Source organism: Pseudoalteromonas sp. Cn5-37 (assembly GCF_021532495.1).
In the GTDB taxonomy this organism is placed as follows: Bacteria; Pseudomonadota; Gammaproteobacteria; order Enterobacterales; family Alteromonadaceae; genus Pseudoalteromonas; species Pseudoalteromonas simplex.
The window spans coordinates 1-14232 of record NZ_JAKGBA010000026.1 but is presented as its reverse complement, the minus strand read 5'-3'; the positions used below and the strand labels follow the sequence as shown (position 1 = coordinate 14232).

General features: G+C 41.6%; 13 protein-coding genes. 4 read left to right on the top strand and 9 right to left on the bottom strand.

The window, feature by feature from the left end; genetic code table 11:
* The first annotated feature begins 133 nt into the window (after positions 1-133).
* The gene (locus tag L1266_RS18475) at positions 134-1066 is read left to right on the top strand and encodes a porin (RefSeq protein WP_138601117.1); all 933 of its coding nucleotides are present in this window, start codon (positions 134-136) and stop codon (positions 1064-1066) included.
* An 81-nt stretch (positions 1067-1147) separates the two neighbouring features.
* On the opposite strand, the gene recG is transcribed toward L1266_RS18475, so the two are convergent.
* From recG to asnC, 3 genes are read right to left on the bottom strand one after another with little or no spacing between them, the layout of a single operon-like run.
* Complete coding sequence (recG, locus tag L1266_RS18470; protein ID WP_138601114.1) at positions 1148-3229, bottom strand: ATP-dependent DNA helicase RecG; 2082 nt, start codon at positions 3227-3229, stop codon at positions 1148-1150.
* 39 nt (positions 3230-3268) lie between these two features.
* Positions 3269-3985 (bottom strand): tRNA (guanosine(18)-2'-O)-methyltransferase TrmH, encoded by a 717-nt coding sequence (gene trmH, locus L1266_RS18465; RefSeq protein ID WP_054554219.1) that lies wholly within the window; start codon positions 3983-3985, stop codon positions 3269-3271.
* 44 nt (positions 3986-4029) lie between these two features.
* Positions 4030-4488 (bottom strand): transcriptional regulator AsnC, encoded by a 459-nt coding sequence (gene asnC / locus L1266_RS18460; protein WP_054554220.1) that lies wholly within the window; start codon positions 4486-4488, stop codon positions 4030-4032.
* 197 nt (positions 4489-4685) lie between these two features.
* Between asnC and asnA the strand changes: the two genes are divergently transcribed.
* Positions 4686-5681 carry an aspartate--ammonia ligase gene (asnA, locus tag L1266_RS18455; RefSeq protein WP_138601112.1) on the top strand — a complete coding sequence of 332 codons (996 nt, stop codon included), beginning with the start codon at positions 4686-4688 and terminating at the stop codon, positions 5679-5681.
* Positions 5682-5729: 48 nt separating this feature from the next.
* Here asnA and L1266_RS18450 read toward each other — a convergent pair whose 3' ends face one another.
* The 6 genes from L1266_RS18450 to L1266_RS18425 form a co-directional block, all read right to left on the bottom strand.
* Positions 5730-7334 (bottom strand): DUF342 domain-containing protein, encoded by a 1605-nt coding sequence (locus tag L1266_RS18450; RefSeq protein WP_054554222.1) that lies wholly within the window; start codon positions 7332-7334, stop codon positions 5730-5732.
* 153 nt (positions 7335-7487) lie between these two features.
* Positions 7488-7880 carry a RidA family protein gene (locus tag L1266_RS18445; RefSeq protein ID WP_054554223.1) on the bottom strand — a complete coding sequence of 131 codons (393 nt, stop codon included), beginning with the start codon at positions 7878-7880 and terminating at the stop codon, positions 7488-7490.
* An 11-nt stretch (positions 7881-7891) separates the two neighbouring features.
* Positions 7892-9997, bottom strand: coding sequence for a bifunctional GTP diphosphokinase/guanosine-3',5'-bis pyrophosphate 3'-pyrophosphohydrolase (spoT, locus tag L1266_RS18440; protein WP_138601110.1), 2106 nt, complete (start codon positions 9995-9997; stop codon positions 7892-7894).
* Between the two features lie 130 nt (positions 9998-10127).
* Complete coding sequence (gene rpoZ, locus L1266_RS18435; RefSeq protein WP_054554225.1) at positions 10128-10403, bottom strand: DNA-directed RNA polymerase subunit omega; 276 nt, start codon at positions 10401-10403, stop codon at positions 10128-10130.
* A gap of 103 nt (positions 10404-10506) precedes the next feature.
* Entirely contained in the window at positions 10507-11127 is a 621-nt protein-coding gene (gene gmk / locus L1266_RS18430; RefSeq protein ID WP_054554226.1) for a guanylate kinase, read from the bottom strand.
* A 169-nt stretch (positions 11128-11296) separates the two neighbouring features.
* Positions 11297-12157 (bottom strand): YicC/YloC family endoribonuclease, encoded by an 861-nt coding sequence (locus L1266_RS18425; RefSeq protein WP_138601109.1) that lies wholly within the window; start codon positions 12155-12157, stop codon positions 11297-11299.
* Between the two features lie 181 nt (positions 12158-12338).
* On the opposite strand from L1266_RS18425, the gene rph reads away from it, so the two are divergent.
* Both rph and pyrE read left to right on the top strand, forming a co-directional pair.
* A complete protein-coding gene (rph, locus tag L1266_RS18420) occupies positions 12339-13052 on the top strand; it encodes a ribonuclease PH (RefSeq protein WP_054554228.1) in 714 nt (237 codons plus the stop codon).
* A gap of 22 nt (positions 13053-13074) precedes the next feature.
* Complete coding sequence (pyrE, locus tag L1266_RS18415; protein ID WP_063699763.1) at positions 13075-13719, top strand: orotate phosphoribosyltransferase; 645 nt, start codon at positions 13075-13077, stop codon at positions 13717-13719.
* The last annotated feature ends 513 nt before the right edge of the window (positions 13720-14232 follow it).

The window sequence follows — 14232 nt, the reverse complement described above, 5'->3', positions numbered from 1 at the left end:
AAAATTAATTACATTTTATGAAGCTAAATTGACGCTTTTATTTCAACTGTCATCTTTCTGTCATTTTTTACTGTCACACTGCGCGCATTGAAACACAACATGTGTTTTTTGTTGCGATTATTGAGGAAACGACATGAAATTTGCAAAGTCTAGCTTATTCCTAGCTTTATTTGGTGGTTTATCTTTTTCTGCACTAGCTGATGTAGATGTATATGGTAAAGCAAACGTGACTGTTCAATCATCAGATGATGGCGAAGGGTCTTTCACTGAAATTAAAAGCAATAACTCACGTTTTGGCTTAAAAGGTTCAGAAAAAATTTCTGAAGGCTTAGAAGCGGTTTATAAATTTGAGTTTGGTGTAGACGTATCTGACGCTGATTCAAAAGGCGACAACGACGATAACATCACTGCGCGTAATCAATACGTGGGTGTGAAAGGTAGCTTTGGTCAAGTTGTTATCGGTCGTAACGATACAGCAATGAAGCAATCTCAAGGTAAAGTTGATTTATTCAATGACCTTGAAGGCGATATCAAGAACGTATTTAAAGGCGAAAACCGTTTAGGCGACACCATTTCTTATGCTTCTAAAGACTTCAGTGGCTTCAAAGTATTAGCAACTTATGTAGCTGAAGATGATGTAGATGCTGATAACGGGTACTCAGTAGCGTTAACTTACGGCGATGCAAAACTTAAAGAAAGCAAACTTTATGCATCAGTTGCAGCTGACAGCGAAGTAAAAGGTTACGACATTGTTCGTGCAACAGTACAAGGTAAACTAGGTGACTTCAAACTAGGTGCTATGTACCAAACACAAGAAAAAGTGGATGGTAGCGCAGAAGCTGATGGCTACTTAGTAAATGCTGCTTACCAAATGAATAGCAACACATTCAAAGTACAGTACCAAGTAATTGACTTTGATGAAGGCGATAAGAAAACAGCTATTTCTGCAGGTGTTGATCACAAGCTAAACAAAAACACCAAAGTATTTGGTTTCTACTCAACGTTTGATACAGACAATCAAGTTGACCAAGATTACCTAGGTGTTGGTATTGAATACAAATTCTAAGTGAACACTCCCTTACTTGTGAGCCCAGCTAATTAGCTGGGCTTTTTTTTGTTGAACAACAAAATTATACTGAAGTTAGCTTTAAGCTTGTGCGTAGTTTGATTTGCCTGCAAGCCAGCGTTGAATCAATTTATCGGTAAGTTCTGGGTAGTCATTCAATATTTTGAAAGCGATGGGTCTGACATGATTAAGTGTTTGTTTATCGCGGTTTAGGTCGGCGATTTTAAATTCAGCTAAGCCTGTTTGTTTGGTACCAAGTACTTCACCTGGGCCACGGATTTCTAGATCTCGCTCAGCAATCACAAAGCCATCATTACTTTCACGCAGCACACCTAAGCGTTTTTGCGCTGTAGCTGATAATGGCGCATGATAAAGTAAAACACAGTGTGATGCCGTTGCCCCACGACCAACACGGCCGCGTAGCTGGTGAAGTTGTGCAAGCCCTAACCGTTCAGGGTTTTCAATAATAATAAGGCTCGCATTAGGCACATCAACACCCACTTCAATCACGGTTGTGGCAACCAGTACATGAATATTACCTGCTTTAAACTCACTCATAATGGCTTGCTTTTCGGCGGCTTTCATCCGGCCATGCACCAAGCCAACGTTTAGCTCTGGCAGTGCTGCTTTTAATTGCTCGGCGCTATCCTCGGCGGCTTGGCATTGCAGTACTTCAGATTCATCAATCAGGGTGCAAACCCAATACACTTGACGACCTTGCTCTGAGCATGCTGTTCTAACACGTTGAATGATTTCGTCTCGGCGTGCATCTGGAATCGCCACCGTTGTGATAGGCGTTCTACCGGGTGGTAACTCATCAATCACTGAGGTTTCTAAGTCAGCGTAGGCTGTCATTGCTAAGGTTCGCGGGATAGGGGTTGCAGTCATCACTAATTGGTGTGGGTAGCAATCACCAAAGCGACCTTTTTCACGCAGTGATAAACGCTGATGAACACCAAAGCGGTGTTGCTCATCAATAATAATTAAAACGAGATTGTTAAACTCAACCTGTTCTTGGAATAATGCATGGGTGCCAACAATCATTTGTGCTTCCCCAGAGGCGATTTTTTCCAAAGTTGCTGTGCGCTCTTTACCTTTACTTTTGCCACCTAACCAGGCAACTTCAACACCGAGTTGATTAAACCATTGGCTAAAGTTGATGCCATGTTGCTCTGATAAAATCTCTGTTGGTGCCATTAGCGCTACTTGATAGCCTTCGCTGATAGCACTGAGCGCACTGAGCGCTGCGACTAAGGTTTTACCAGAGCCGACATCGCCTTGTACTAGACGCATCATCGGAAACGGGTGTTGTAAGTCACCTTTGATTTCTGCCACAACACGACTTTGTGCGTTGGTTGGGCTAAAGGCTAAATTAGCTAAAAACTGTTGCTCAAGTTGGTTTTGCGGCTTTAAAGCAACCGCTTTTACCGTTTGCCCTTTTTGGCGCAGCTTTAAAAGGCTTAAGTTTTGCGCAAGCAACTCTTCAAACACTAGCCGTTGCTGAGCAGGATGCATACCCTGTTCAAGAGCAGTTAAATCAACATCGTTTTGTGGGCGATGTAAGGTCATTAGAGCATCGGCTAAACGCATTCCGGTTGGCTGAAACTGTTCTGGCAGTAACTCTTCGACAGGGTATTTAGTTAATAGTGCAAGTGCTTGATCGCTTAGTGCACGAATGGATAACTGTTTTAGCCCTTCGGTAACAGGATAAACCGGCGTAAGCGTGGTGTTCGTTGGTTGCTCAGAAAGGGTATCCGATAAGCTGTATTCCGGATGTGTCATTTCAAAGCCAACTCTGCCACGGCGGATCTCACCAAAGCAACGAATGATTTTACCTGCACTTAAGGCATTTTTTTGAGCCGCGCTAAAGTTAAAAAACCTGAGCGTTAAACGGCCCGTGCCATCATTTACTTGGCAAACCAGCATGCGCCTTTTTCCAAAAGTAATTTGGCTGGTTTCAATAGTGGCTTCAACACTAACATGGCTATGCGGTTGGAGTTCGCAAATTGGGTGAATGCGGGTGCGGTCTTCATAGCGATGAGGCAAATGAAACAGCATGTCTTGTACCGTATGAATATTTAGCTTAGCAAGGCGCTCGGCCATTTTTGGGCCGACGCCTTTTAATTCTGTAATTGGGTATAACGCTAAGCTAGGATGACTCAAAGGTGACTCAAATTATTAATTAGTAGACTGTTTTTCAGTTTACTTGCACTCGTTAGTGGCTTCAAGCGGTTGCGTGTGTTTTAAAATGTTCCAGAACGTTTCATCAGCAACAATTTCACCATTTTCATCCAGCTCAGGGTACGGCAGCTCTTTTTCGCGGCATTGTTCAGCAATGATAGGGTGACAGCCTTCAAACAAAATACGATGCTTAACTTTCGCATCAAGCATATCGCGGTTATAAAGACCTGCTTCTTCACGTTGGCGCTGTGCTTCAAATAAAATAAGTGCCGCTGCAACAGATACATTAAGAGATTGCACCATTCCTTGCATTGGGATGATGATGTTTTTATCAGCATGAGCGAGGGCACGCGGCGAAATACCATCTCGTTCTTGACCAACAATAACAGCTGTCGGTTTGGTGTAATCAATTTCACGAAAGTCGACTGCGTCGTCGCTGAGGTGAGTTGCTAAAATTTGTACATCAGGATTTTGCGCACGCATCATGGCTACGGCTTCATCGATATTGCGATGCAAGTGAGTTTCGAGCCAGTTTTTACTACCACCTGAAGTATTGTTAGTTAACCATTTTTGATTCTCTGGCCATACAGCATGAACATGATGGCAGCCTGTCGCGTCAGCTGTGCGGGCAATGGCCGATAAATTATGATGCTTATGTACCTCTTCTAAACAAACCGTTAGGTCCGTTTGGCGGCGATCTAATACGCGCTTAACACGCTCAAAGCGAGTTGTATCCATAGTTGTGTGCTCGTTGACGGATTCTAATTGGCGCTGATTATACCCTAGGGAACAACAGCACGGCTAATTGGGTTTTGTAATGAGATCAGCGTTTCTGTTGATTGAATAGCTTCGATGGCTTGTATTTTGTTAATTAACACATCTTGTAGATGATCAATTGAGCGTGCCATCACTTTGATAAATATACTGTAATTACCCGTGGTGTAATAGGCTTCTACGACTTCTTCTAGCTCTTTTAAATGCAGTAACGTTTGTGGGTAATCACGGGCATTGTTGAGGTTAATACCAATAAAACAGCAAACATCGTAACCAAGCTGTTTGGCATCAATACTGACTTGGGTGCCTGTAATAATTCCCGCTTGTTTCATCTTTTCGACTCGAACATGAATAGTTCCGGCACTTACTGCAAAGCGTTTAGCAAGTTCTGCATACGCTGTTCGCGCATTTTCCATTAAAGCATTAAGGATGTTTTTATCGAGATTATCGATTTGATAATTTTCCATGGTATTTATTAGTGTTAATTATTGAATCAGTAAAATTTATAGCATTATTTTTATGAAAATTTCAATGTTAAGTTCTTTTTATTGCGGGTTATTGAAAATTATCTTTGTTTAGTTGAGGATTGTTTTAACAGGAGGGGCCAAGCAGCGGGTTTCTCTAATCAAGCAAGTAACAATAACTGGGAATGAGGCCAATTATTATGAGTTCACACTACCTGCAGCAACAGCAGCAAATTAGTAAAGTAAAACAGTTTTTTTCAAGCCAATTAGAACAACAATTAGGATTAGTTGAGGTACAAGCGCCGATCTTGGCAAAAGTAGGCGATGGTATTCAAGATAACTTAAGCGGTACTGAAAATGCTGTATCGGTAGCAGTGAAAACAATTCCGGGTAGCCAATTTGAAGTCGTGCACTCTTTAGCTAAATGGAAACGCAAAACCTTGGCTGATTACGATTTTTCGGTAGGTGAGGGGCTCTATACGCATATGAAGGCGCTTCGCCCAGATGAAGAGTCTTTAAGCCCAATTCACTCGGTGTATGTTGACCAATGGGATTGGGAAAAAGTAATTTGCGAGAGTACTGAGCGCACCTTAGACAAGCTAAAAGAAACCGTAACATCACTTTATCAGGCTATTAAAGCAACTGAACGCTTTGTATCAAGCGAGTTTGGTTTAAAGCCATTTTTGCCAGAGCAAATCACCTTTGTACACAGTGAACAGTTACGTCAGATGTATCCTGACTTTACTGCAAAACAACGTGAAAAAGCGGTAGCACAAGAATACGGTGCGGTATTTTTAATTGGTATAGGCGGCACACTTGCCGATGGCAAAATTCATGACGTACGAGCACCGGATTATGACGATTGGTCAACCCAAACCTGCAGTAAATTTGCAGGCTTAAACGGTGATATTTTAGTTTGGAACCCGGTGCTAGAAGATGCCTTTGAAATCTCTTCAATGGGCATTCGTGTAAGTCCTGATGCATTAGCTACTCAATTAGCGATTACAGGCGACCAAGCTCGTTTAGAGTTTGATTGGCATAAACAGCTACTTGCGAAGCAGTTCCCGCAAACAATTGGTGGTGGGATTGGTCAATCACGACTCGCTATGTTGCTGTTACAAAAACAGCATATCGGGCAAGTACAAGTTGGTGTTTGGCCTGAACAGCTAAAACAGCAAGTGGAAGGAATTCTCTAAGTTAAGATTAATGACCCTGGTAAAAAGAGGCTTAAAGCCTCTTTTTTATTAACTGGTTTTAAACTCCACCTCAACCTTGTTCTCTTCAAGCTTAACCTTGCAAGGGGGGTACTTACGGTTTGTACGTAGCACTTTTTCAAAAATATGTATTTCTACCCCTGAGTGCAATGTTTTGTTAACGACTAATTGCGCATCTTCAAGTAAATCATGCAAATGATGCTCTAAACTTGATAGTTTTTTCTCAAGCATTTCAGCTTGCTCGCAATAGTGCATTTGTGTGGCCCCTATTTTGGCCAGAAGAGTTTTTTTCTTTTCTGCATCTTTTACTAAATCCGCTTTTTCGATAGCCGCTTGTAAGGTATCAAGTTGCGAATCTGTTTGTGCTAAATCTTTGAAGCATTGGTCTGTTTGTGCTGTTACATCAGCACCTGAAGCCGCTAAGTTAATCACCATCTTCGCGCCTGATTCATTGCCAATTTCGCCAGCAATAACTATTTGAGCATCTAAAATTTCACCGCCAAATAGTTTTCCTTGGGGGTTATCTTCTTGGCCGACTTGCAACAATTTAGTGGCTTTCATTACACAATGGCTGGCTTGACGGTCGATGAGGATATTGTTTGCTTCAAGGTAGCTGTATTGACCATGTGATAAGTGAATGTCACCTTGGCTGATGATATTACATGATAACTTTTTATCTTCGAGTTGGTGGCCAATTACGCCTTGTTTTATGGTGATATCACCAGCTGCAGATAAATGACCAGACTCTACAGTGCCCATAACTGTTATATCGCCTTTGGCATTAATACGCATTCCCGGCTCAACATTATGAGTTACAATGACGCTACCTTCAAAATCTACATGGCCGGTTTTTACGTTGACATCGGCAATGGTAAAAATATCATCAACACGCATGCCATTCGCGATATCTACTGGAACACCTGCAATGGCTGAAATAAGTTCAAGCGGATTATTTTTAGATATTTCGGTACCTTCACCAGCAACTAGAGTATTACTTTCACCAGGCTTGGCTGGTAATACATCACCGGTAACAGTAAAGCCTTCTTTACCCGGAGTCGCAGGGATTTGCTTGATAAGTAATACGCCGGGTTCGACACTGGCAAGCTTGCCAAAATCACGCATATCGACAGTACCATCTTCACGCAATTTGGGTTTTTTTAAGCGATCTTTGAGCGTTTCAACTTGAGAAACTAGTTTTGATGGTTGGCCATCGATAGGTAAGCGACCTTTTGCTAGCACGCCTTTAGCGACTTCTCCTGCTGGTAACTCAAACTGTTGTTGTAATAGCTGTTCCAAGAAAGCTTGTTTGTACCCGCGAGCAACGCCCGCTCTGATAAGCTCCTTTTTAGCTTCATCAAGCGTCATAACTTTGCCGCCTTCAGCAAGAGTAAGTTCGCCTGTAGCAAGCATTTTATCATCGCTTAGGGTTACAACTAGGCTCGCATCATGTTTTGAGGCAACAACAAGCATGCGCTCGTTAGAGTCACTTTTGAAGAATTTATTGATAGCTTCATGATCCACTCTGCATTCGCAAAATGGTGACTTTTCTAATGCTTCGATAATAAACGCAGCACTAGGAGGCGAGTTTTCATGAACATCTAATAAAACGTTGCCGTTGTGAGCGAGCTTAAACACGTGGAGATCCTTTTTGACTACATTAGCTAAAGGTTTTATTTGTTATAACAACATAGTGCTAGAGATTTGCTAATGAGTCAAGAATTTCGGGTGAGGGAAGTAATAACTTTTTCTAAAAAAGTGCCAGCAACTTTGTGTTGCTGGCAGGGCTGATTAGTTTGTTGAAGGTAGCTCCATGATACCGTCAATCTCAACTTGCACACCTTTTGGTAACGCACGTACGCCAATTGCGGCGCGTGCAGGGTATGGTTGCTTAAAGTACTGGCTCATTACTTCGTTGACAATCGCAAAGTTAGATAAGTCAGTTAGAAAGATATTTACTTTCACCATGTCTTGAATTTGGCCGCCGGCAGCTTGGCAAACAGCTGTTAGGTTTTTGAATACTTGGTGAGTTTGCTCAGTGAAGTCTTCAGAGATCACTTCCATTGTTTCTGGTACAAGTGGAATTTGACCTGATAAATAAACAGCCGTGCCTACTTTAACTGCTTGGCTGTAAGTACCGATAGCTGCAGGCGCATTATCAGTAGAAATAAAAGATTTGTTCATGATTATCCTTGTTACTTTTTACGATAGACTCTTTGCACATCAGGCATAACGCGAATGCGGCGCATAATGTTAGCAACATGAACGCGGTTTTTAACCGTGATGCCTAAATCTATCATGTATAAATTACTTTCTTTTTCGTCAGTCGCTATTTCAACAATATTGGCTTGGGTTGAGGCAACAACATTGGTTAATTTAGCCAGCGCACCTTGGTGATTAATAATCTCAATACGAAGGGCAGCAATATATTCTTTCTCTGGGTTATCGTCCCATTTTACAACGAGGTATTTTGAGCGCTCTTTTTCCCAACCACGAATATTTTTACATTCTTGGCGGTGAACCGTAAGGCCTTTACCTTGACTTATATAAGCTGTAATTGCATCACCCGGGACTGGGCGGCAGCATTTAGAGTAATTAACTAACATGCCTTCAGTACCGATAATGGTCGCTTTTGCTTTTTGTGCTAGGTCGTCTAGGTCGTCTGCATCAACTTGCATCAAGCGTTTTGCAATTAGCACACTCATGAGATTACCTGAGCCTATTTCTACTAGTAGCTCAAGGACGGTATTTAGTTCATGCTCTTGAAGTACACGGCGAATGTTTTCATCTGGAATATCATCCAGTTTGGTTTCACCAAGTGCTGAGTCTAGTAAACGTCGACCGAGCAGCATGGCTTCTTCATGCTGTTGGCTCTTCAGGTAATTGCGAATACCTAAACGTGCTTTACCTGTTACAACGAAGTTTAACCAAGTTGCATTAGGGTGTGCTCCAGAGCTGGTGATGATTTCGACCGTTTGCCCTGTATCAAGCGCTTTGCTGAGTGGGTGAGGTTTACGGTTAACGCGTGCCCCCACACAGGTATTACCTACATCAGTATGAACTGCATAAGCAAAGTCGACTGCTGTCGCACCCATGGGTAGCTCAACGATACGGCCATCTGGCGTGAAAACATAGATCTCTTCAGGGAATAGCTCTGTTTTAACGTTTTCAACAAACTCAAAAGACGAACCAGCGCTTTGCTGAAGTTCCAGTAAGCTTTGCATCCATTGGCGAGCACGTTGTTGTGCTGTGTGGCCTGCATTATCACCGGCTTTTTTATACATCCAGTGAGCAGCGACCCCTTTATCTGCCATATGATCCATATCGTGGGTACGAATTTGAATCTCAACAGGAATACCATGAGGGCCAACTAATGAGGTATGAAGCGACTGATAGCCGTTAGTTTTTGGTACAGCAATATAATCTTTAAAGCGAGTTTCGATTGGCTTGTAAAGGTTATGCGCAACACCTAATACGCGATAACAGGTATCCATATTATCAACATTGATACGAAACGCGTAGATATCCATCACTTCGTTAAACGACAGCTCTTTATTAAGCATTTTTTTGTAAATGCTATAAAGGTGTTTTTCGCGGCCAGATATAGTTGCTTCGATGCCAGACTCTTCTAAACGCGCTTCAATTTCAGTTTTAATATTACTGATAACTTCTTTACGGTTACCACGTGCTTTGACTACTTCTGATCTTAATGCGCGATGGCGCATCGGGTATAACGCTTGAAAGCCTAAATCTTCTAATTCATTTTTAATATCGTGAATACCAAGGCGGTTCGCAATTGGTGCGTAAATCTCTAGGGTTTCACGGGCAATGCGACGGCGTTTGTCAGGGCGCAGTGCGCCTAAAGTACGCATGTTGTGAGTACGGTCAGCCAATTTAATTAAGATCACGCGAATATCTTGCGTCATCGCCATGATCATTTTGCGGTAGTTTTCGGCTTGGAATTCTTTTTTATCTTTAAAGCTGAGTTTATCTAGCTTACTCACCCCTTCAACAAGCTCGGCAACGGTGTCGCCAAAAATTTCAGCTAAGTCTTGTTGGCTAAAGTCAGTGTCTTCAATCACGTCATGCATCAGGGCAGCCATCAGCGTTTCGTGGTCTAAGTGCATGCCGGCAAGTATTTGTGTCACTTCGACAGGGTGGGTGATATAAGGCTCGCCACTTGAGCGTGTTTGGCCTTCGTGGGCTTCGCGAGCGACCACGTATGCTTTTTGTACCAGCTCAATCTCAGCGGGTGGTAAGTATTCGGATATTTTCTTTTTGAGGCCTTCGAATAGATACAAAGTCACACTCCAATGCGCAAATGAAGTAAATCGGTAACGGTATGAATAGAATATACGATGAAAAGAAGGGCTTGCCAACGGCTAGTGTAGAAATACTAGCCGTATAGCTAAATCAAAGCGGGGAGCTTGATTACTGGTTGCCACCTACGATAGCAGCCACAGCAGCCATTTCTGCTGCTTCTTGATGTTGTTGTTCTTCACGATCAATTAAGTCCATAGAAGAGCTATCTACTAACCCTTTCTCAATTTCACGTAAAGCAATAACCGTTGGTTTGTCATTTTCAGCATCAACGAGTGGATCTTTACCACCAACCGCGATTTGGCGGGCACGACGAGCCGCAACTAAAATTAAGTCAAAACGATTACCAATTGCATCTACTGCATCTTCAACAGTTACGCGAGCCATCTTAGCACTCCAAATAAATTCTTAAGCAAAGGCGTAGTTTACTGTACCAAGTTAAATTCGCCAATAGCTTGTGGTTAATTTTTATCTTATTCTTAAAAAAGTATTACTTAAGTAAGTTCTCTAATAACGCCTGATGGCGCACAGTTTGGCTTTTTAACGATAAACGTTTAGCCATAACGATCGTTTCGATTTCTGTAAGTGCAGTATCAAAGTCATCGTTAACAACAACATAATCATACTCATTATAGTGTGATGTTTCTGATTGTGCTTTTGCCATTCTTCCTGCGATTACCTCAGCAGAGTCTTGACCACGGTTATTTAAGCGTGATTCAAGTTCTTCTTTTGATGGTGGAAGAATAAAGATAGTCTCAACATCATCAACTAATTTGCGAATTTGCTGAGCACCTTGCCAATCGATATCTAAAAATACGTCAATACCTGCTTCAAGTTGGCTTTCGATTGCTTGCTTAGACGTACCATAGTAGTTATCAAACACTTGCGCCCATTCAAAAAAGTCATTTTTCTCAATTAGCGCTTTGAACTCATCAACAGAAACAAAGTGATAGTGCACACCGTTTTCTTCACCCGGACGAGGTGAGCGAGTGGTATGCGAAACCGATACTTTCATATCGCTGTGTTTCTCTAATAAAGCACTAATTAAGCTTGATTTACCAGCCCCTGATGGAGCTGACAAGATAAATAAATTTCCGCGAGTTTGCGCCATGATCTGTCTCTAATAAAAAATAAACAGGCTCGGACTATCGCTAATCCAAGCCTTTAATTGAACTATTGTACTTTATTTCGCTAAAAGTGCTCAAGTTTGCCTGCTTTTAGACTTTTCAAAAACAAAGACCCAGCAGGTGCTGGGTCTTATAAAAAACTGTAAAGCGTGCTTATTCAATATTCTGGATCTGTTCGCGCATTTGCTCGATTAACACTTTTAGTTCTACCGCAGCGTTTGTGATGTCACTGTTGATAGACTTTGACGCTAATGTGTTTGCTTCACGGTTAAACTCTTGCATCATAAAGTCTAGGCGTCGGCCACATGCGCCGCCTTTAGTTAAGATTTTTTTGGTTTCTTTAACATGTGACTTTAAGCGATCTAGTTCTTCAGCAACATCTTGCTTTTGTGCAAGGTAAATAAGCTCTTGCTCAAGACGAGACTCATCGATGTCTGTTTTTAGTTCTTCTAGCTTTTGGTTTAGTTTTTCGCGCTGCCATTTAGCAATTTCTGGTAAGTGGCCTTCAACAATAGTTACTTGCTCTAAAATAGCATCAAGGCGAGTTGCAATCATTTCTTGTAAGTTTGCGCCTTCATCGCCGCGAGCTTGTTTAAAATCTTCAATCACTTCATCGAAGCCTGCAATTAGCGCAGTGTTTACGCTATCCATATCGAGCTCTTCGGCTTCCATCACGCCAGGCCAACGTAAAATATCAACTGGGTTGATGTCACCATTGCTTTGGTTTTGCACCCATTGTGCGCTTTTAATTAATTGTTCAGCGAGTGATTCGTTAATCGTTAACTCACCAACATGCGCTGGATTTGCAGCAAACTTTAAGAAAACTTCAACTTTACCGCGTTGTAAATGTTTACGTAAACGCTCACGAATAACCGGTTCCATGCCACGAAATTGCTCAGGTGCGCGGATAAAAGTTTCAAGGTAACGTTGGTTTACTGAACGAATTTCCCAAGTGCCAGTGCCCCATTCGCCTTTAATTTCGCGGCGCGCATAAGCTGTCATGCTGTGGATCATGGATGATTTCCTAGTGTTATTAAATTTACAAAGTTGACTGATTATACCGAATCAGCTTTTAACCTCTAGCGTAAATTTTCTGAAATGTGCTTTTCTGATGCAGTTAATTATGTAAATGAACATGGCATCTAGCACCACATCGACTTATAATGTGGCAAATTCAGAATTAAGGGGATCGTTAATGCGTCCAAGCGAAAGAACACCTAACCAAATTAGACCGGTTACATTCACACGTAATTACACTATGCATGCTGAAGGTTCAGTATTAGTAGAGTTTGGAAATACTAAAGTTTTGTGTACAGCAACTGTTGAAGCTGGTGTACCACGCTTTATGAAAGGCCAAGGTAAAGGTTGGGTTACGGCTGAATACGGTATGTTACCTCGTTCAACACATACTCGTAATGGCCGTGAAGCATCGCGCGGTAAGCAAGGCGGTCGTACTATGGAAATTCAACGCTTAATCGCACGTGCACTTCGTGCTGCGGTTGACTTAAAGGCGTTAGGTGAAAACACCATTACTATCGATTGTGATGTAATTCAAGCAGATGGCGGTACACGTACGGCATCAATCAGTGGTGCATGTGTTGCATTAGTTGATGCGCTTACTTACATGCGTAGTAAAGGTATGATCAATTCAAACCCACTTAAGCATATGATTGCGGCAATTTCAGTTGGTGTATATAAAGGTCAACCAATTAGTGACCTTGAGTACCTAGAAGATTCTGAAGCCGAAACAGATATGAACGTGATCTTGACCGAAACTGGCAAAATCATCGAAATCCAAGGCACAGCTGAAGGCGAACCTTTCTCATTCGACGAACTTGATGAGCTACTTACATTAGCTAAACATTCAATTCGTGAAATTATCGACGTTCAAAAGCAAGCATTAGCTTAATAAATAAGTAGGTTTATTAGTTATGAAAGATTATCAAAAAGAGTTTATTGAATTCGCACTTGAAAAGCAGGTGCTTAAATTTGGTGAGTTTACTTTAAAGTCTGGCCGCACTAGTCCTTACTTTTTCAATGCAGGTTTATTTAATACCGGTCGTGACCTTGCACGCTTGGGTCGCTTTTACGCTGCAGCACTTGAAGATGCGGGCATTGATTACGATGTATTATTCGGCCCTGCTTATAAAGGTATTCCAATCGCAACAACAACAGCGGTTGCTTTAGCTGATCATCACAACAAAGATGTACCTTACTGTTTTAACCGTAAAGAGAAAAAAGCACACGGTGAAGGTGGTACATTAGTAGGTTCTGAACTTAAAGGTAAGATCATGTTAGTCGATGACGTGATCACTGCGGGTACAGCTATTCGTGAGTCTATGGAAATCATTGCAGATAATGGTGCGGACTTAAGTGGTGTTTTAATTGCACTTGACCGCCAAGAGAAAGGTAAAGCTGAGTTATCTGCTATTCAAGAAGTCGAGCGAGACTTTGGCACTAAAGTTATCTCTATTGTAAAACTAGCTGACTTAATTAGTTACCTAGAAGCCAAAGGTACAATGGATGAGCATTTAGCTGCAGTAAAAGCATACCGTGATCAATACGGCATTGCTTAACAACTAAAAACGCAAACTATTTAAAGGCCCAGCTATATTGCTGGGCCTTTTTGTTTTTAGAGTCTTGTACTTTTATGGCCTTAAATACGGTTAAAAAGTTACTGAAGCGTTAATAAAGTTTCTCTTTTGTGGTGTTTAGACTAAAAAGGATACAAAAGGCAGTTTTTTTAAAGTTTTCTCAAAAAAGTGCTTGCGTTAATTCGCTGCATCCCTATAATGCGCATCTACCGACACGGCGGACTGCTTACAAAAAAGCAAAACGACGAGTTGGTTGAGTCAAGTAAAACTGAGTTTTGAAAAAATAAACTTTTCTCAAAATTAAGTGTTGACAAAAATAACGGCTTGCGTAGAATGTACAGCCCTTGAGACGCAAAAGTGTCTCAAACGTTCTTTAACAATATAAAGCAATCATCTGTGTGGGCACTCGTACAGATTGAGTTCTAACAGCGAAGCTTAGTTTACTAAGTAACGCAAACAAATTTAGAGTCTCAAATGTAACTGAGTGACTTCATA

What these genes read in the sequence shown, in the direction of transcription:
- L1266_RS18425 (WP_138601109.1), bottom strand. Translation starts at nt 12,157, where the DNA reads ATGATCCACAGCATGACAGCTTATGCGCGCCGCGAAATTAAAGGCGAA.
- asnA (WP_138601112.1), top strand. Translation starts at nt 4,686, where the DNA reads ATGAGTTCACACTACCTGCAGCAACAGCAGCAAATTAGTAAAGTAAAA.
- L1266_RS18445 (WP_054554223.1), bottom strand. Translation starts at nt 7,880, where the DNA reads ATGAACAAATCTTTTATTTCTACTGATAATGCGCCTGCAGCTATCGGT.
- gmk (WP_054554226.1), bottom strand. Translation starts at nt 11,127, where the DNA reads ATGGCGCAAACTCGCGGAAATTTATTTATCTTGTCAGCTCCATCAGGG.
- rpoZ (WP_054554225.1), bottom strand. Translation starts at nt 10,403, where the DNA reads ATGGCTCGCGTAACTGTTGAAGATGCAGTAGATGCAATTGGTAATCGT.
- L1266_RS18475 (WP_138601117.1), top strand. Translation starts at nt 134, where the DNA reads ATGAAATTTGCAAAGTCTAGCTTATTCCTAGCTTTATTTGGTGGTTTA.
- rph (WP_054554228.1), top strand. Translation starts at nt 12,339, where the DNA reads ATGCGTCCAAGCGAAAGAACACCTAACCAAATTAGACCGGTTACATTC.
- pyrE (WP_063699763.1), top strand. Translation starts at nt 13,075, where the DNA reads ATGAAAGATTATCAAAAAGAGTTTATTGAATTCGCACTTGAAAAGCAG.
- asnC (WP_054554220.1), bottom strand. Translation starts at nt 4,488, where the DNA reads ATGGAAAATTATCAAATCGATAATCTCGATAAAAACATCCTTAATGCT.
- trmH (WP_054554219.1), bottom strand. Translation starts at nt 3,985, where the DNA reads ATGGATACAACTCGCTTTGAGCGTGTTAAGCGCGTATTAGATCGCCGC.